Consider the following 17,875-nt stretch of genomic DNA (forward strand, 5'->3'; position numbering starts at 1 on the left):
AAGAGCCCATTGCCGAGACCGGTCGAGGTTTATACCTGAGGCCTTCCCAAACCGTTCCCGCAGCGAGCCCGACCTTGACCGTTCCCGCCCAGCCCGAATTCGGCGCCGCCCTGCCGATCACGCCCTCGCCCGCCACGCTCGACTTCCTCGCCCTTCGCCGCTCGGCCTCGCCGTTCGAGCTGACCGGCCCGGCGCCCGACGAGGGGACGCTGGAGACCCTGCTGCGCCTCGCCGCCCGCGTTCCCGACCATGGCAAGCTGTTCCCCTGGCGCTTCGTCATCCTGGAAGGCGAGGCCAAGGCCGCCTTCGCCGCCCGGCTCGAAGCCCTGGCCGCCGCCCAGCCCGACGCCGCCAAGGCGCTGGCCACCCTGGGCAAGCTGAAGACCCCGCCGCTCACCGTGGCGGTGATCTCGACCTTCACGCCGGGCAAGATTCCGGAATGGGAGCAGCGGCTGTCGGCGGGCGCGGTGTGCATGAACCTGCTGATCGCAGCCCAGGCCATGGGCTTCGGGGCCAACTGGATCACCGACTGGTACGCCTACGACCCGCAGGCCACGGCCCTGCTCGGCCTCGGCGAGCGCGAGGAGGTGGCCGGCTACGTCCATATCGGAACCGCGCCGACGCCGCCGCTGGAACGGGTGCGCCCGGACGTGGCGGCGATCACCAGCCGGTGGTCGCCGGCCTAGGACGTCGCGGGCGGCTCAGCCCCGGCCGCGATAGGGCGGCACGCCCTGGTCGGGCAGCCACAGGCCCTCCGGCGCGGGGCCGGTCTGCCAGAACACGTCGATGGGAATGCCGCCGCGCGGATACCAGTAGCCGCCGATGCGCAGCCAGCGCGCCTGGGCGGTCTCGGCGAACTTGCGCCCGATGGCCACGGTGCAGTCCTCATGGAAGGCGCCGTGGTTGCGGAACGAGCCCAGATAGAGCTTCAGCGACTTGGACTCGATCAGCCAGTCGCCGGGGGCGTAGTCGATGACCAGGTGGGCGAAGTCGGGCTGGCCGGTCACCGGGCACAGCGAGGTGAACTCCGGCGCCACGAAGCGGGTCAGGTACAGCACCCCCGCCTGCGGGTTGGGCACGCGCTCCAGCACGGCCTCCTCCGGACTGGCGAAGCCGCGGGCGTCGCGCCCCAGCTGCGTGAGATGCTCGGTCAGATCGGTGCTGTCGGTCATGCCCGACAGTTAGGCCCCGACGCGACGCGGGACAAGCCCGCCGCCGGCCGCTATCACCGTCGCAGGCCAAGAGGGAGAAAACGGACATGTCGGGCAAGGATTTCGACGGCGCGGTGGTGGTGGTGACCGGCGCCTCCACCGGGCTGGGACGCGCCATCGCCGTGGAGACGGCGGCGCGGGGCGCCCGCGCGGTGGTCGTCAACTTCGCGAGCAGCGCCGCCGAGGCCGAGGCCACCGCCGCCCTGGTGCGCGCCGAGGGCGCGGAGGCGGTGCTGGTCCAGGCCGACGTGGCCGAGGACGAGGCCTGCCGCCGGATCGCCGCGGCGGCCGAACCGTTCGGCCGCGTCGACGCCCTGTTCAACAACGCCGGCATCACCCGCATGGCCCCCAACCACGGCGATCTCGACGCCGTCCAGGGCGAGGACTTCCTGCGCCTCTATCAGGTCAATGTCGTCGGCGCCTTCCAGATGATCCGGGCCGCCCGCGCGCTGCTCGAGGCGGGCCCCGCCGCCGGGGCGGTGGTCAACACCTCGTCGATCGCCGCCGTGACCGGCATCGGCTCGTCGGTGCCCTACGCCGCCTCCAAGGGCGCGCTGACCACCATGACCCTGTCGCTGGCGCGGGCCCTGGCCCCGAAGATCCGGGTCAACGCCGTCTGCCCCGGCTTCATCGACACGCCGTGGTTCGACAAGGCCATGCCCCAGGACCGGGTCGAGCGCCTGCGCCAGGGCGTGGTCGCCTCGACGCCGCTGCAGGCCGCGTCCAAGGCCGAGGACGTCGCCGGGGCGGCGGTGTTCCTGGCCTCGCCCGCCGCGCGCCACGTCACCGGCGAGACGCTGCTGGTCGACGCCGGCACGCACCTGGGCTACGCGCCGCTCGGCATGCGGTGATCCTTACGCGACCCTTATCCCGCCGGGGGCTTTTCCGGATCGCCGGCATAGGGCCGATCTGGCACTCAAAGCGCCCAACAAATGGGCGCCGCGGGGACCTGCCGCCTAGCGAAGGGTCACCGCCGGCCATAGCAGGACCCGCGTTCGCCCGTTCGTTGATCGCCTCCCCCGCCGCCGCGATGCTGATGGTCGGCGTCGGGCCCGGCGGGGCGGCGTCCGCCCGTTGACGGCCCGACGCGGCCGCCGACGGTTCGATAACAAAGGGGATAAGCGATGAGAGTCTTCAACCTGTTTCTCGGCGTCGCCGCGGCGTCGCTGGGCCTGGCCGGCGCGGCCCTGGCCGACGAGGCGCCGTCCGGGCCGGCGATCGCGTTCAACGCGGCCTACTCGTCCGACTACATTTTCCGCGGCATCAGCCAGACCGGCGGCAAGGGCGCGGCCTCGGGCGGCGCCGACCTGACGTACCAGCAGTTCTACGCCGGGACCTGGCTGTCGCAGGTCAACTTCGGCCCGACGGCCGGCGACCCGCAGAACAAGACCAAGATGGAGTACGACCTCTACGCCGGCGTGCGGCCGACCGTGGCCGGCTTCAGCCTCGACCTCGGCGTCATCCGCTACGGCTATACGGACTCGCCCTCCAGCGCCCATTACGCCTATTGGGAAGGCAAGATCCTGGCCAGCCGCGCCGTCGGGCCGCTGACCGTAGGCGGGGCCTTCTACTATTCGCCGGAATATTTCGGCAAGGTCGGCGACGCCGAATATGTCGAGCTCAACGGCGCCTACACCTTCAAGAACAAGGCCTCGCTGTCCGGGGCCGTCGGCTACGAGAACCTCGACAAGAGCAAGGCCGGCATCGACGGCTACACGACCTGGAACCTGGGCGTGACCTACCCGATCACCGACCATTTCGGCATCGACCTGCGCTATTCGGACACCGACGACACGTCGCGGCGGTTCTACACCTCCAACTTCGCCGGCGACCGCCTGACCGCCTCGCTCAAGGCGACCTTCTAGTCCGGCGAGCGGGCGCGCGCTTTCGGTTGCGCGCCCGCCCCGTCGCGGTAGTTTGCTCCCGGCCCGCGCCGCGCGGGAACGGGAGCACGCCATGCCTTACCGCATCAAGGTCAACGGCCGCGAGCGGACCGTCGACGTCGACGGCGACACACCCTTGCTGTGGGTGCTGCGCGACAGCCTCGACCTGCCCGGCGCCAAGTTCGGCTGCGGCATGGCCCAGTGCGGCGCCTGCACGGTCCACGTCGACGGCGCGCCGACCCGGTCCTGCGTCACCCCGATCGAAAGCGTCGGCAAGGCGGCGGTGGTCACCATCGAAGCCATGAGCGCCGATCCGATCGGCGCGCGGCTCCAGGACGCCTGGGTCAATCTCGACGTGCCGCAATGCGGCTATTGCCAGGCCGGACAGATCATGTCGGCGGCCGCCCTGCTGGCCCGCAATCCAAACCCGTCCGACGACGACATCGACGCGGCGATGAACGGCAACCTGTGCCGCTGCGCCACCTATCTGCGCATCCGCCAGGCCATCAAGCACGCCGCCCGCGGCGGCAAGGCCGCGTCGTGAACGCCCCGGCGCCGGCCGGCGGTTCCCGCCGCCTGTTTCTCAAGACCGGACTGGCCGCCGGCGGCGGCCTGATGCTGTCGTTCGGCTGGGCCGCCGAGGGCGACGCCGCCCCGGCCGCGGCCGTCAACGCCTATATCCGCATCGCCGCCGACGGGACGGTCACCATCGTCTCCAAGAACCCCGAGATCGGCCAGGGGGTGAAGACCTCGATCCCCATGCTGGTCGCCGAGGAGCTCGACGTCGACTGGTCGGCGGTCCGCATCGAACAGGCCCTGGCCGACCAGGGCGTCTATGGCCGGCAGGTCGCCGGCGGCAGCATGGCCACCACCTTGCAATGGGACGAGCTGCGCCGGGTCGGGGCCGCCGGCCGCCAGATGCTGATCGCCGCCGCCGCCCGGACCTGGGGCGTGCCGGCCTCGGAGTGCGCCACCAGTCCGGGCCGGGTGCGGCATCTGCCCACCGGCCGCGAGCTGGGCTACGGCGCCCTGGCCGCCCAGGCCGCCGCCATGCCGCCGCCCGACCTCAAGTCGGTTCCGCTGAAGGACCCCAAGGATTTCCGCATCATCGGCGCGCCGACGCCCGGCGTCGACAACCGCGCCATCGTCTCGGGCCAGCCCTTGTTCGGCGTCGACGTGCGGATTCCGGGGATGCTGCATGCGACCTTCGCCAAGTGCCCGGCGTTCGGCGGCAAGGTCGCCAGGGCCGACCTGGCCGCGGCCAAGGCGGTGCGCGGCGTGCGCCAGGCGTTCGTGGTCGAGGGCGGGACGGCGCTGGACGGCCTGCTGCCCGGCGTCGCCGTGGTCGCCGACGGCTGGTGGGCGGCGCGCAAGGGCCGCGAGGCCCTGAACATCGCCTGGGACGAGGGCCCCGCCGCCGCCCAGAGCAGCCAGGGCTTCGCGCGCCGGGCGGCCGAGCTGGCGGCCCAGCCGCCCCATCGCACCCTCCAGGCCGACGGCGACGTCGACGACGCCCTGAAAGGCGCGGCCAAGGTGGTCGAGGCCGCCTATTCCTATCCGTTCCTGGCCCACGCCCCGCTGGAGCCACAGAACTGCACCGCCTGGGTCCGCGACGGCAAGGTCGAGATCTGGGCCCCGACCCAGAACCCCGAGCCGGGCCGCCAGCTGGTGGCCAAGACCCTGGGCGTCGCCGCCCAGGACGTGACCATCCACATGACCCGCTGCGGCGGCGGCTTCGGCCGGCGGCTGAACAACGACTACATGGTCGAGGCGGCGTGGATCGCGCGGGCGGCCGGCGCGCCGGTCAAGCTGATCTGGAGCCGCGAGGACGACATCCAGCACGACTTCTACCGCCCGGCCGGCTTCCATCATTTCAAGGCGGGGCTGGACAAGGCCGGCGGGCTGGTCGCCTGGCGCGACCACTTCGTCACCTTCGGCGAGGGCGAACAGTACGCGCGCAGCGCCGGCATGAACGCCAGCCAGTTCCCCTCGCGCGCCGTCGCCAATTACCGGATCGACGTCTCGACCATGCCGTTGGGCGTGCCGACTGGCCCCCTGCGCGCGCCGGGCAACAACGCCTTCGGCTTCGTCATCCAGTCGTTCATCGACGAACTGGCCCACGCCGCCGGCGAGGACCCGCTGAAGTTCCGGCTCAAGCTGCTGGGCGAACCCCGGCTGCTGGGCAAGCCCGGCGAGGGCGACAGCTTCGACACCGGCCGCATGCGCGGCGTGCTGGAGCTGGTCGGCGAGAAATCCGGCTGGGGCCGGGCCACGCCCAAGGGTGTCGGCCTGGGCGTGGCCTTCCACTACAGCCATCTCGGCTATTTCGCCGAGGTCGTCGAGGCGGCCGTGTCGCCGGAAGGCGCGGTCAAGGTGCGCAAGGTCTGGGTGGCCGCCGATGTCGGCTCGCAGATCGTCAACCCCAGCGGCGCGCTGCAGCAGGTGCAGGGGGCGGTCCTGGACAGCATAGGCCAGACCCTGGGCCAGCAGATCGTCATCGAGGCCGGCCGCGCGGTCCAGAGCAACTTCCACGACTTCCCCCTGCTGCGCATGGCCGACGCGCCGCCAGTCGAGGTCCACTTCCTCAGGACCGACCATCCGCCCACCGGGTTGGGCGAGCCGGCCCTGCCGCCCTTGCCGCCGGCCCTGTGCAACGCCGTCTTCGCGGCCTGCGGCCGACGCATCCGCGCCCTGCCCATCGATCCGGCGGCGCTCAAGACCGCCTAGGGAGACCATCCATGAACCAGCGCCTCATCCGTCCCCTCCTGATCGCCGCCGCCCTGGCCGCCGCCACCCCGGCCCTGGCCGCCGGCGACGCCGCCAAGGGCAAGGCGATCTTCTCCCGCTGCTCGGGCTGCCACGCCCTGACCGGCAAGAGCGTCGCCGGCCCCTCGCTGGCCGGCGTCGTCGGGCGCAAGGCCGGGGCCGACGCCGGCTTCCACTATTCCAAGGCGATGAAGGCCTCGGGAACGGTCTGGACCGAGGCCAAGCTCGACGCCTTCCTGGCCGCCCCCGCCAAGGCCCTGCCCGGAACCTCGATGTTCGTCAGCGTGCCCAACCCGACCGAACGGGCCGACCTGATCGCCTATCTGAAGACCCTGCCGGCCCGCTGACCGTCGGCGCGGCCGCCGCTCAGGCGGCCGTGCGCGCCTTCTGGGTGATCTCGTCGGCGAGGCGGCCGTGCACCTCGGCCATGTGCGCGAAGCCGGTCTCGAAGGTCGCCAGCCCCTGGGTCAGCGAGCGCAGCTCGGCGATCAGGTCGCGGCGCTCGGCCTGGGGCAGGTGGGCCTCGATGCGGTCCCAGCCGGGCCAGCCGTCCCTGGGCCCGAAACCCAGGATCTGCCCCCGCCGCCCGGACAGGGCCGAGGTAATCTTCGAGGTGCACGCCGACGGCGAATAGATGTCGAGCTTCTCGATCGGCTCCATCAGGCACGAGCCGCAGCTTTGCAGTCCCTCGCCCATGGCCAGCCGTCCGGCGGCGCGGAACGACATCTCAGAGCTGTCGACGCTGTGATAGGCGCCGTCGACCAGCGTCACCTCGACATCGATCACCGGAAAGCCCAGGGGGCCTTTCTCCAGCGCGTCGCGCACCCCCTGCTCGACCGCCGGAATCCACTGCTTGGGCACGGCCCCGCCGGTGATCTTCTGCGAGAACAGGAAGCCCGCGCCGCGCTCGCGCGGTTTTATCTCGATGGTGACGTCGCCGAACTGGCCGTGGCCGCCGGTCTGCTTCTTGTGTCGGCCGCGCTGGGAGACGCCCTTGACGATGGTTTCCTTGTAGGGCGCGCTGGGCAGGCCGGTCTCGACCTCGACGCCGTAGCGACGGCGCAGACGATCGAGCGCCTGGCGGACGTGGGCCTCGCCCTGCCCCCGCAACAGGACCTCGTGGGTTTCGGCGTCGTGCGTCAGGCTGAGGCCGGGGTCCTCCTCGACCAGCTTGGCCAGGCCCCCCGACAGCCGCACGTCGTCCTTGCGCGCCACGGCCGCCACGGCCAGGGCGAACAGCGGCGGACGCGCGGACGGGCGAACCGCCGTCTGCTGCGGCCGCCCGGTCAGCGACAGGATGTCGCCGGCGGCGGCCTGCTCGATCTTGCCGATGGCCACGATGTCGCCGAGCTCGGCCGATGGCGCGCGCCTGGAGGCGCCCCCCTGGATGGCGTAGAGGCCGCCCGCCCGGCCATGCTCGCCGGACGGCAGGACAAGGTCGGCGCCGTCGGCCAGCGTTCCGCCCAGCACCCTGGCGTAGGCCAGCTTGCCGGCCTGGCCCGCATGCGAGGTCTTGAGGACGTAGGCGCCCGGTCCGCCCGCGCCCAGGCGGGCCGCCGCCGCCTCGACCGGCGGGATTTCATGGCGCAGGGCCTTGAGCAGGCGGCGGACGCCGAACCCGTTGAGCGCCGAGCCGAAGAAGACCGGCGTGATCAGCCGCTCCCGCATCTCGCGCGACAGGTCGGCGAAGACGGCGTCCTGGCTGGGCGTGACGTCCGACAGCAGCTGCTCCAGCAGGTCGTCGTCGAAATCGGCCAGTTGCTCCAGCATGTGGAAGCGGGCCTCGGCCTCGATCTCGGCCATGTCGGCGGGCAGGTCGACGCGCTGCGACGGCTGGCCCGGCCGGTAGACGAAGGCGCGCTCCAGGGCCAGGTCGACGAAGCCGACCACCTGCTCGCCGCCCCAGATGGGGATCTGCCGGGCCACCAGGGGCTCGGCGCTGACCGGCGCCAGGGCGTCGAGCAGGTCGCGCAGCGAGCCGCGCGCCTGGTCGATCTTGTTGACGAACAGGACGTGGGGCACGTCCAGCCGCTCCAGCTCCTTCAGCGTCGGCTGCAGCAGCACGGCCTTGTCGGGATCGGCGTCGACCACCACCACGGCCAGATCGACGGCCGGCAGGGCGAAATCCCCTTCGGAAGAGAACTCCACGGACCCGGGCGTGTCGACGACGGCGTAGCGGTCGCCGAGGAACTCGAACCCGGTCACCGTCATCTCGACCGATTGCCCCCGCGCCTCGCCGTCCGAACCGCCTCGTCGCTCGCGCCCGCTGGCGGCGGCCAGCATGGCCTCGAGCAGGGCCGTCTTGCCGGCGCCGCTGGGGCCGACCAGGGCGAGCGCATGAACCGAACCGGGCTGCCGTGCAGGCATGGGGCGTCTCCCACGGTTGCGGCGGGCCGGACATGTTCACGGGAGCGCGTGAACTGGCCCGTCGAGGGCGATGGGACACCCGCCTTGCGCCGGACGCAAGGGCGAGACCCGTGGCGGATCGGAAATAGTGGCCGCCCCGGCCGTTGCGGCGGCGGGCGCAAGGCGGCGCGATGATGGTGCGGGCGGCCGGAATCGAACCGGCACGAGCCTCACGGCCCTACGGATTTTCGTACCACTTCGGCTTTCGCCGCCGCCCGCGCGGGCGTTCGTGGTCTGGACTATCCCTTCGCCCTAGCCTGAAAGGCCTTAGGCGCCGCCCGTCTAGTCTCTACACCTTCCTTCGCGCGCGAAGGCTTGGCTCGGGATCGCCATCTGACAGGGTTCCCCGAATTTGAGCGGTTCTACGTCCTGGATTTCCCCAGGCGCACTCAATGGTCGGCCTTAAGTCCGTTGCGTCTACCAGTTTCGCCACGCCCGCACGGCCGGACGGGTTGTATAGCCATCCCGATCCTGGGCGCCAAGCCGACGAAACGGACACGCGCGCCGCCGCCCCGACACAACCTTGGAGAGCATCGCGCGGGAAAAGACCCGCATGCCTCCCGCAATCACTGCGCCTGAGACGCGGCCAGCTTCGCGGAACACGCGAAATCCGCGACATTTCATGACCTTCCGGAAGGTGCGACCCTTTTCATTCTCGACCTGACGCACGATATTTGAGACCTTGCCGCTAGGCGATTTCGCAGGTTTGGGGGATTGTTCATGGCCGGTCGCGCGCCGCCCTTCGCGGCGCTGAGGGTGCTCGAAGCCGCCTGTCGGCATCGCAGCTACAAGGCGGCGGCCAGCGAGCTGAACGTCACCCACAGCGCCATCAGCCAGGCCATCAACCGGCTCGAGGATCTCTTGGGATCGCGGCTGTTCGAGCGCCGCGGCGCGATGATGGAGCCGTCGAGCACCAGCCTGGCCCTGGCCCGCGCCTACGCCGACGCCACCCAGGTGCTGAACCAGACCCTGCAGGACCTGACCGCCCAGGAGAGCGTCGACACCATCGAGGTCGGGCTGCCGGCCGCCCTGGCCAGGCTGTGGCTGGCGCCGCGCCTGCAACGCTTCCAGCGCGAGTTCCCCGACATCCGCCTGTCGCTCAAGACCGACATGCGCGGCCAGTCCGACTCCGGCCTCGACGTCATCATCCACCAGGACGAGACGCCGCGCGTGCGGCATTCGACCGAGCCGCTGGCCGACATCTCGGAATTCCCGGTCTGCAGCCGCTCGTTCTTCATCCAGCAGGTGATCGGCTCGCCGCAGGACCTTCGCCGCGTGCCGCTGCTGGTCGACGGCGAATCCTCGTGGGAGACCTGGCTGGAGGCCGCCGGCGTGGGCATCAGCGCGCCGCTGATCAGCGTCTCCTTCGACGACTCCACCCTGGCGCTCGACGCCGCCAGCGCCGGCCTCGGCATGGCGCTGAGCAACCAGCTGGCCGCCGAAGGGCACCTGCGGTCGGGCCGCCTGATCGCCCCCTTCGACTTCGCCTCCCCGTCCAGCAATCGCCTTTATGTGTCGCGGCGACGCGACACGTCGAAGACGGAGCTGCTGTCGCGCTTCATCGGCTGGCTGAAGGCCGACATCGCCACCGCCGACCAGATCGCCCCCGGAGGCGATTCCGCGACGGGGCCGGCGCCGGAGCGCGGCATCGGCCACGGCCGGCTGCCGGTGTTCGTCTCCGGACGCGGCGCCCGGGCCTAGGCTTCGACAATAGGTTGCGGCGAACTGCGACGGACAGATGGTCCGCCGCCGCGCAACCATGCCTGGCGGCCCTCCCGCGACAAAAATGCTACGGCAAGATGACAAAAACTTACAGAACGCCGCTATATAAGTCGCTTGCCTGAAACCTCCCCTAAGGCGGAAAAATGTTCTCTCGAACAGCTGTTCCTGCGCGGTTTTCTCCGCGCTCGTGCAGCTTTCAATGAGCGCGATCGCTCAACAGGGACCGAATTTCCAGAGGGGACCACCGTTGAACTGCAACTCCATCCGAGGGCGTCTGCTGACGTCCACCTTCATCGTGGGCGCGGCCGCCTCGGCCTTCGCCGCGACCAGCGCCTTCGCCCAGACCGCCCCCGCGGCTCCCGGCACCGTCGAGGAGATCGTCGTCACCGGGTCGCGCATCGCCCGTCAGGACTATGTGGCCACCAGCCCGATCGTCACGGTCGGCCAGAAGGACCTGGAGCGCACCGGCGCCATCACGGTTGAGAAGATGCTCAACCAGCTGCCGCAGTTCGTGCCCAGCGTCAGCGACACCTCGAACAACCCGTCCAACAACGGCCAGGCCAACATCCAGCTGCGCGGCCTGGGCACCGCCCGCACCCTGGTGCTGGTCGACGGCCGCCGCGTCACCCCGTCTAACAGCTCGGGCGTGATCGACGTCAACACCATCCCGGCCGCCCTGATCGAGAACATCGAGACCATCACCGGCGGCGCCTCGGCGGTCTACGGCTCCGACGCCATCGCCGGCGTGGTGAACTTCAAGCTGAAGCACAACTTCAACGGCCTGCAGATCGACAGCCAGTGGGGTCAGACCGACCACACCGACGGCCAGACCAGCAGCGTCTCGATCACCGCCGGCAGCGCCTTCGCCGAGGACCGCGGCCACGCCGTCCTGTCGCTGGGCTACGCCAACCGCGACGCGATCTTCAACGGCGCCCGCGCCTTCTCCAGCTACGGCGGCGCCTCGGCGACCATCCCGCAGGGCACCTTCCCCGCGCAGGGCAAGCCCTCGCAGGCGGCGATCGACGCGGTCTTCGCCAAGTACGGCGTCGCGCCCGGCACCGTCCCGGCCGGCTGGGACAAATTCGGGTTCAACAGCGACGGCACGCTGTTCTTCAACGGCGTCAACTACAAGGGCCCGACGACTCCCGACTTCTCGACCATCGTCGCCGGCAAGGGCAGCGTCACCACCGGCAACTACAACACCGCCATCCTGAACGAGCTGGTCCTGCCGCAGACGCGCTACAACGCCTTCGGCCGCGTCGACTACAACGTCACCGACAAGATCAAGACCTACGGCCAGTTCAGCTTCACCAACTACACCTCGGACACCGAGCTGGCCCCGTCGCCGGCCTCGGGCAGCCCGACGGGCACGGCCACGGGCCTGGGCGCCACCGGCTTCCTGGTTCCGGTGACCAACCCCTTCATCCCGGCGGACCTCAAGGCCCTGCTCGCCGCCCGGACCACGGGTTCGCCCACGGACCCCTTCCTGCTCAACAAGCGCCTGAGCGAGCTCGGCGGCCGTCACGAGCATGACGAATACAACATCTATCAGATGCAGATCGGCGCCTCGGGCGAGACCGGCCTGAAGGACTGGACCTGGGACGCCTTCGCGGCCTACGGCGTGATGGACCTGCTGGTCACCCAGACCGGCAACGCCTCGCACCAGGCCCTGCGCACCCTGCTCGAAGCCGCCGACGGCGGCGCCAGCCTCTGCGCCGGCGGCTACAACCCCTTCGGCCTGCAACCGCTGTCGGCCGCCTGCCGCGCCTACGTCTCGCGCACCACCAAGAACTCGACCAACTACACCCAGCGCCAGGTCGAGCTGAACTTCCAGGGCGGCCTGTTCAACCTGCCGGCCGGCGAAGTCCGCGCCGCCGTCGGCGCCGACTACCGCAGCGACCGATTCAGCTTCGTCCCCGACGCCGTGCTGTCCACCCCGGACATCTCGAACCTCGGCACGCCGCTGCAGAACAAGGCGCCGGGCGTCATCGGCTTCAACGCCCAAAACCCGCTGACCGGCAAGACCGACGTCTATGAGCTGTACGGCGAATTGCTGATCCCGGTGCTGAAGGACCTGCCGTTCATCAACTCGCTGAACATCAACCTCGGCGGCCGCTTCTCCGACTACAACACCGTCGGCGCGATCTCGACCTGGAAGGCCGACGTCGAATGGAAGCCGATCCCGTCGATCCTGGTGCGCGGCGGCTACCAGACCGCCATCCGCGCCCCCAACATCGGCGAACTCTACGCCCCGCTGGGCCAGAACTTCCCGAACATCGGCCTGGCCTACAACCAGACCACGGGCAAGGCGAACGGCCTGGGCAGCGGCGATCCTTGCGACGTCCGCAACGTCTATCGGACCGGCGCCAACGGCGCGTCGGTGCGGGCGCTGTGTCTCGCCCAGGGCGTTCCGGCGGGCATCGTCGACACCTACACCTACAGCAACCAGCAGATCCAAGGCACCACCGGCGGCAATCCGAACCTGACCGAAGAGAGCGCCGACAGCTACTCGATCGGCGTGGTCTGGCAGCCTCACTTCGACCATCCGCTGCTGTCCAAGCTCAGCGCCTCGATCGACTACTACAACATCGACATCCAGAACGCGGTCGGCACGGTTTCGGCCTCGACGGCGGTGTCGAAGTGCTACAACGCCGACGGGGCGAACCCCACCTACTCGCCGACCAACTTCTACTGCTCCCTGCTGCAGCGCGACGCGACCACCGGCAACTTCGTCAACAGCATCCAGACCAACGCCAACCTGGCCGAGGTCAAGACCGCCGGCGTCGACTTCCAGGTCGACTGGGGCTTCGGCCTCGGCGCGGTGGGTCTGAACGACAACTACGGCGCGGTGAAGCTGAACGTCATCGGCACCTACCTGACCCAGTTCGAGGTGCAGCTGCTGCCGGGCGACCCCTTCCGCGACCTGAAGGGCACCATCGGCGACCAGGCCATCACCAACGTCGGCAATGCGCTGCCTGAGTGGAAGTTCCTGACCTCGCTGACCTATGACGTCGGCCCGGTCGATCTGAACGCCCGCTGGCGCTACATCGGCAAGATGACCGACCAGACCTGCACGGGTAAGAGCACCTGCACGGCGACCAGCCCGGCCGCTGTCAGCTACTACGACCTGACCGGCAGCTGGCGGATCAACCAGACCTTCACGGTCACCGGCGGGGTGAACAACATCACCGACAAGCAACCGCCGTTCTTCTCGTCGTTCGTCCAGGCGAACACCGACCCGTCGACCTACGACGTGCTCGGCCGCCGCTACTTCATCGGCCTGAAGGCCACCTTCTAAGTCGAAGGACCACGATCAGAGCCTGGGCCGGCGAACCTTCGGGTTCGCCGGCCTTTTCTTTTGGAAGGGGCCAGTCAGGCCGCCCGTTCGTCGGGGATGAACACCCGCTCGATCCCGGCCGCCTTCAGCGAAGCGACCAGCTCCTCGACCACGGCCTCGACCACGGCCGCATCGCGCCCCCGGATCACCAGGTTCGAGCCGTAACCGTCGGCCGTATAGAAGGGGTAGCTGCCCAGCGACAGGTCGGGGTTCGCCTTGGCCACCCGCTCCAGCGGCTCGGCGATGACGCCTTCGCCCGCGCCCTCGACCCGGACGTTGCGCGAAATCACCACCGCCCCGCCCTTCAGGCGCCAGCCGATGTCCTCGAGCATGCCGCGCATGATCTGCGGCACCCCGGCCAGCACGAAGACGTTGCCGATCTGGAAGCCGGGCGGGCCCTGCACCGGGTTCTTGACCAGCACGCCGCCCTCGGGCACCCGCGCCATCCGCCGGCGGGCGGCGTTGACGTCCTCGCCCCAGCGCGCGTGCAGCATGGCCATGATCTCGGGATGCTCGTGCAGCGCCACGCCGAAGGCGGCCGCGACGCCGTCGGCGGTGATGTCGTCGTGGGTCGGGCCGATGCCGCCGGTGGTGAACAGATAGTCGTAGCGGGCGCGCAGGGCGTTGACGGCGGCGACGATCTCCTCGTGCACGTCGGGCACGACGCGGGCCTCGGCCAGGTCGACCCCGTGCGCGGCCAGGAACTTGGCGATGGCGTTCAGATTGACGTCCTGGGTCCGCCCGGACAGGATTTCGTCGCCGATGATCAGGACCGCCGCCGTCACCCGTTCTGCGCTGGCCATCGCCCGCCGCCTTTCCTATCTAGGTTCGCCCTGTCCCGACTGAGTAAGCAGCCCATGCAGTTCCCGCAACCGCTGGAGCGCGGCGTCCTCGCGCAACGCTACAAGCGCTTCTTCGCCGACGTCGTCATGGACGACGGGCGCGAGATCACCGCGCACTGCCCCAATCCCGGCGCCATGCTCGGCCTGAACACGCCGGGCCTGCCGGCGTGGCTGTCGCGCTCGGACGATCCCAAGCGCAAGCTGGCCCACACCCTGGAGTTGGTCGAAGCCGACGGCGGCCTCGTCGGGATCAACACCATGCACCCCAACCGCCTGGTCGCCGAGGCCCTGGCGGCGGAGGCCGTCCCTGAACTGGCCGGCTACGCCTCCGTCCGCCGCGAGGTGAAGTACGGGACCGCCAGCCGCGTCGACTTCCTGCTGGAGGACCCCGCCCGGCCGCCCTGCTGGCTGGAGGTCAAGAACGTCCACCTGCGCCGCGAGGGGACCTTGGCCGAGTTCCCCGACTGCGTGGCGGCCCGCTCGCTCAAGCATCTTCATGAACTGACCGCCGAGGTCGAACGCGGCGCGCGGGCGGTGATGCTGTTCGTCGTCCAGCGCACCGACTGCGACGCCTTCGAGGCCTGCGCCGATCTCGACCCGGCCTATGCCAGGGGTTTGATCGAGGCCGCGCGCCGGGGCGTTGAAGTTCTGTGCTATGCTTGCGACATAAGCAGCGAAGAAATCCGTCTGACGCGCCGCATCCCCTGGAGATCCTCCAACGCGGTCGCGCTTCAGGAGAAGCCATGACCACCACCGAAGTCCTCGACGCCCCGACCCGCACCAACGGCATCAAGATCCACAAGCCCGAGGATTTCGAGGGCATGCGCCGGGCCGGCCGCCTGGCCGCCGAATGCCTCGACCTGCTCACGCCCCACGTCGTTCCCGGCGCGGTGACCGACGACCTCGACCGCCTGGCGCGCGAGTTCATCCTCGACCACGGCGCCCTGCCGGCCTGCCTGTTCTACCGCGGCTACTCCAAGACGGTGTGCATCTCGCCCAACCATGTGGTCTGCCACGGCATCCCGGGCGCGCGCGCCCTGCGCGAAGGCGAGATCGTCAATATCGACGTCACCGTCATCGTCGACGGCTGGCACGGCGACCACAGCCGCATGTACGGCGTCGGCCCGATCTCGACCAAGGCCCGCCGCCTGATCGAGATCACCTATGAATCGCTGGAGCGCGGCATCGCGGCGGTGAAGCCGGGCGCCACCACCGGCGACATCGGCTACGCCATCCAGTCCTATGTCGAGAGCCAGCGCTGCTCGGTCGTGCGCGACTTCTGCGGCCACGGCCTGGGCCAGGTGTTCCACGACAACCCCAACATCCTGCACTTCGGCCGCAAGGGCGAAGGCGCCGTGCTGAAGCCCGGCATGTTCTTCACCATCGAGCCGATGGTGAACCTGGGCAAGCCGCAGGTGAAGCTGCTGTCGGACGGCTGGACCGCCGTCACCCGCGACAAGTCGCTGTCGGCCCAATGCGAGCACTCCATCGGCGTGACCGAGGACGGGGCCGAGATCTTCACCCTGTCGCCCGAGGGCCTGTTCAGGCCGGCGCTCGAAACCGCCGCCTGACGTTCGCCGCCTGACGTTCGCTGGGCGAGACGAACGCCGCCCCTTCCTCGTGGCCGCTTCACGCGTCATGGTGGGCGTCGGCGCGGATTGCAATCGGGGGACGGGTGGACGACGCATCTGAAGGCCTGGCGGAAAAGCCGGCCAGGCCCCACCAGCACGGCCACCGCGACCGCCTGCGCCAGCGCGCCCTGGCGGGGGGCCTGGGCGCCCTGCCGGACTACGAGCTGCTCGAGCTCTATCTCTTCCGCTCGATCCCCATGCGCGACGTCAAGCCGCTGGCCAAGGCGTTGCTGGCCCGGTTCGGCGGCCTGTCCGGCGTATTCGCCGCCTCGGTCGAGGAGTTGCGCACCGTGCGCGGGGTGGGCGAGACCGTCGCGCTCGACCTGAAGCTGCTGCACGAGGCGACCTTGCGCGTCGGCCGGCAGGATTTCGAGAAGCGCACGGTGATCTCGTCGTGGAGCGCCCTGCTCGGCTATGTCCGGGTCGCCCTGGCCAACGAGCCGCGCGAACAGTTCCGCGTGCTGTTCCTCGACAAGAAGAACCAGCTGATCGCCGACGAGGTGATGAACCACGGCACCGTCGACCACGCCCCGGTCTATCCGCGCGAAGTGATGCGCCGGGCGCTGGAGCTGTCGTCCTGCGCCATCATCATGGTCCATAACCATCCTACTAGACCCACATCGATCACGCTCGATCACGCCCAAGCACATTGAAACACCACGATTTTTGGGCTTGAAAAGCTTCCGGTGACTGGGGCAAACTGAGGGCGGTAATTGGGGGATCGGAGCACATTCCGACCCCAATAACCGACTGACTACCGCCCTCAGTTTTCGGGAGACGTAGCATGGGCAGCCTCACCGATGGCGCGATCCGGCGCAGCATCAAGGACGTCGAACTGACCGGAAAGCAGAAGTCCCTGGCCGACGGCGAGGGACGCGGCGTGGGCCGCCTGGTCCTCGTCGTGCGGCCGATGCCTAAGCGGGTGCTGGCGGAATGGATGGCCCAGCAATGGCGCGACGGTAAGCGGATCAAGGCGAAACTCGGCGACTATCCATCGATGTCGCTCGCCGCAGCCCGAGAGGTTTTCAAGCGCGACTTCGCGGACGCGATCCAGAAGGGTCGGAGCATCAAGATCGTCACCGATGCTCGGCCCGGAACCGTCGCCGACCTTTTCGAAGCCTACGTCGCCTCGCTCAAAGAAGCAGGTAAGCCGTCCTGGAAGGAAACGGAGAAAGGACTGAACAAGGTAGCCGACACTCTTGGGCGCAACCGCCTTGCCCGGGAGATCGAGCCGGACGAGGTGACGGAGGTGCTCCGCCCGATCTTTGAGCGTGGGGCCCCTGCCATGGCGGACCACGTCCGCTGCTACATCCGCGCAGCTTACAGCTGGGGAATGAAATCGGAGCACGACTATCGAAACACGTCGCCGCGCCGATTTCGACTGGTCTACAATCCGGCGGCAGGTATCCCGACTGAGCCTAAGGTCGTCGGGTCCCGGTGGCTGGACGAAGATGAGTTTGTCCAGCTCTGGCGATGGCTCGAATGCCCCGACGTGCCGGTGCACCCGCCCTATCTGCGGGCCGTTCAGATCCTGATGCTCACGGGCCAGCGGGTCGAGGAAATCGCGCGCCTTCACAAGGATCAGTGGGATTCCCGCGAACGAATTCTCGACTGGTCAAAAACCAAGAACAGCAAGCCTCATGCGGTCCCTGTTCCGTCCTTGGCGGCGGAGCTTCTCGATTCCATTAAGCCGAACGAACATGGGTGGTTCTTCCCCTCGGCGAAGGATCCATCGAAGCCCGTCAGCCATGGGACGCTCTATGCCTTTATGTGGCGCCAGCGCGACCGCGGCGTCATCCCGGTCGTGACCAATCGCGACTTGCGGCGAACGTGGAAGACGCTGTCAGGCAAGGCTGGCGTGCCGAAGGAAATCCGCGATCGCATTCAGAACCATGCGCTGCAGGACGTTAGCTCCAAGAGCTACGACCGCTGGAACTACATGCCAGAGAAGCGAGCTGGCATGGCGCGCTGGGACAAGTTCGCCCGCACCATGCTGGCCAAGAAGCCCGTCCGCCGGCCAGCGAAGCAGGCGGCGTGATCTCGCGCGTACTTATGATCGTGGCGTGCGTCTTGGCCG

General features: G+C 69.4%; 15 protein-coding genes. 12 read left to right on the forward strand and 3 right to left on the reverse strand.

From position 1 onward, the window contains the following. The first annotated feature begins 74 nt into the window (after positions 1-74). Positions 75-686 (forward strand): nitroreductase, encoded by a 612-nt coding sequence (locus tag C5708_RS16310; protein WP_242922758.1) that lies wholly within the window; start codon positions 75-77, stop codon positions 684-686. Between the two features lie 15 nt (positions 687-701). On the opposite strand, the gene queF is transcribed toward C5708_RS16310, so the two are convergent. Then, positions 702-1,172 carry a preQ(1) synthase gene (gene queF, locus C5708_RS16315; RefSeq protein ID WP_242922760.1) on the reverse strand — a complete coding sequence of 157 codons (471 nt, stop codon included), beginning with the start codon at positions 1,170-1,172 and terminating at the stop codon, positions 702-704. A gap of 86 nt (positions 1,173-1,258) precedes the next feature. On the opposite strand from queF, the gene C5708_RS16320 reads away from it, so the two are divergent. The 5 genes from C5708_RS16320 to C5708_RS16340 all read left to right on the forward strand — a co-directional run bounded on the left by C5708_RS16320 (position 1,259) and on the right by C5708_RS16340 (position 6,207). Beyond that, complete coding sequence (locus tag C5708_RS16320) at positions 1,259-2,062, forward strand: SDR family NAD(P)-dependent oxidoreductase (RefSeq protein ID WP_242922762.1); 804 nt, start codon at positions 1,259-1,261, stop codon at positions 2,060-2,062. A gap of 273 nt (positions 2,063-2,335) precedes the next feature. Next, positions 2,336-3,076: a TorF family putative porin gene (locus C5708_RS16325; RefSeq protein ID WP_242922764.1), complete on the forward strand. Its 741-nt coding sequence runs from the start codon at positions 2,336-2,338 to the stop codon at positions 3,074-3,076. A 91-nt stretch (positions 3,077-3,167) separates the two neighbouring features. After that, positions 3,168-3,638 carry a (2Fe-2S)-binding protein gene (locus C5708_RS16330; RefSeq protein WP_242922765.1) on the forward strand — a complete coding sequence of 157 codons (471 nt, stop codon included), beginning with the start codon at positions 3,168-3,170 and terminating at the stop codon, positions 3,636-3,638. Continuing rightward, positions 3,635-5,821, forward strand: coding sequence for a molybdopterin cofactor-binding domain-containing protein (locus tag C5708_RS16335; protein WP_242922766.1), 2,187 nt, complete (start codon positions 3,635-3,637; stop codon positions 5,819-5,821). The genes C5708_RS16330 and C5708_RS16335 overlap by 4 nt, the downstream gene beginning before the upstream one ends. A gap of 11 nt (positions 5,822-5,832) precedes the next feature. Next, positions 5,833-6,207: a c-type cytochrome gene (locus tag C5708_RS16340; protein WP_242922767.1), complete on the forward strand. Its 375-nt coding sequence runs from the start codon at positions 5,833-5,835 to the stop codon at positions 6,205-6,207. Between the two features lie 19 nt (positions 6,208-6,226). Here the strand turns inward: C5708_RS16340 and C5708_RS16345 are convergent, their stop codons facing one another. Then, positions 6,227-8,227 carry an elongation factor G gene (locus tag C5708_RS16345; RefSeq protein WP_242922768.1) on the reverse strand — a complete coding sequence of 667 codons (2,001 nt, stop codon included), beginning with the start codon at positions 8,225-8,227 and terminating at the stop codon, positions 6,227-6,229. 759 nt (positions 8,228-8,986) lie between these two features. Here C5708_RS16345 and C5708_RS16350 point away from each other — a divergent pair. Next, positions 8,987-9,967, forward strand: a complete 981-nt coding sequence (locus C5708_RS16350) for a LysR substrate-binding domain-containing protein (protein WP_242922769.1) — start codon at positions 8,987-8,989, stop codon at positions 9,965-9,967. 220 nt (positions 9,968-10,187) lie between these two features. Beyond that, positions 10,188-13,286: a TonB-dependent receptor gene (locus C5708_RS16355; RefSeq protein ID WP_242922770.1), complete on the forward strand. Its 3,099-nt coding sequence runs from the start codon at positions 10,188-10,190 to the stop codon at positions 13,284-13,286. Positions 13,287-13,360: 74 nt separating this feature from the next. On the opposite strand, the gene C5708_RS16360 is transcribed toward C5708_RS16355, so the two are convergent. Next, the gene (locus C5708_RS16360; protein WP_242922771.1) at positions 13,361-14,128 is read right to left on the reverse strand and encodes a molybdopterin-binding protein; all 768 of its coding nucleotides are present in this window, start codon (positions 14,126-14,128) and stop codon (positions 13,361-13,363) included. A gap of 54 nt (positions 14,129-14,182) precedes the next feature. On the opposite strand from C5708_RS16360, the gene sfsA reads away from it, so the two are divergent. The 4 genes from sfsA to C5708_RS16380 all read left to right on the forward strand — a co-directional run bounded on the left by sfsA (position 14,183) and on the right by C5708_RS16380 (position 17,836). Further along, positions 14,183-14,914, forward strand: coding sequence for a DNA/RNA nuclease SfsA (sfsA, locus tag C5708_RS16365; protein WP_242922772.1), 732 nt, complete (start codon positions 14,183-14,185; stop codon positions 14,912-14,914). Further along, entirely contained in the window at positions 14,911-15,738 is an 828-nt protein-coding gene (map, locus tag C5708_RS16370; protein WP_242922773.1) for a type I methionyl aminopeptidase, read from the forward strand. The genes sfsA and map overlap by 4 nt, the downstream gene beginning before the upstream one ends. Positions 15,739-15,842: 104 nt before the next feature. Beyond that, entirely contained in the window at positions 15,843-16,451 is a 609-nt protein-coding gene (radC, locus tag C5708_RS16375; protein ID WP_242922774.1) for a DNA repair protein RadC, read from the forward strand. Positions 16,452-16,582: 131 nt separating this feature from the next. Beyond that, complete coding sequence (locus C5708_RS16380) at positions 16,583-17,836, forward strand: site-specific integrase (protein ID WP_116968893.1); 1,254 nt, start codon at positions 16,583-16,585, stop codon at positions 17,834-17,836. The last annotated feature ends 39 nt before the right edge of the window (positions 17,837-17,875 follow it).

Source organism: Caulobacter sp. CCUG 60055, from assembly GCF_022750545.1.
Taxonomy (GTDB): Bacteria; Pseudomonadota; Alphaproteobacteria; order Caulobacterales; family Caulobacteraceae; genus PUIC01.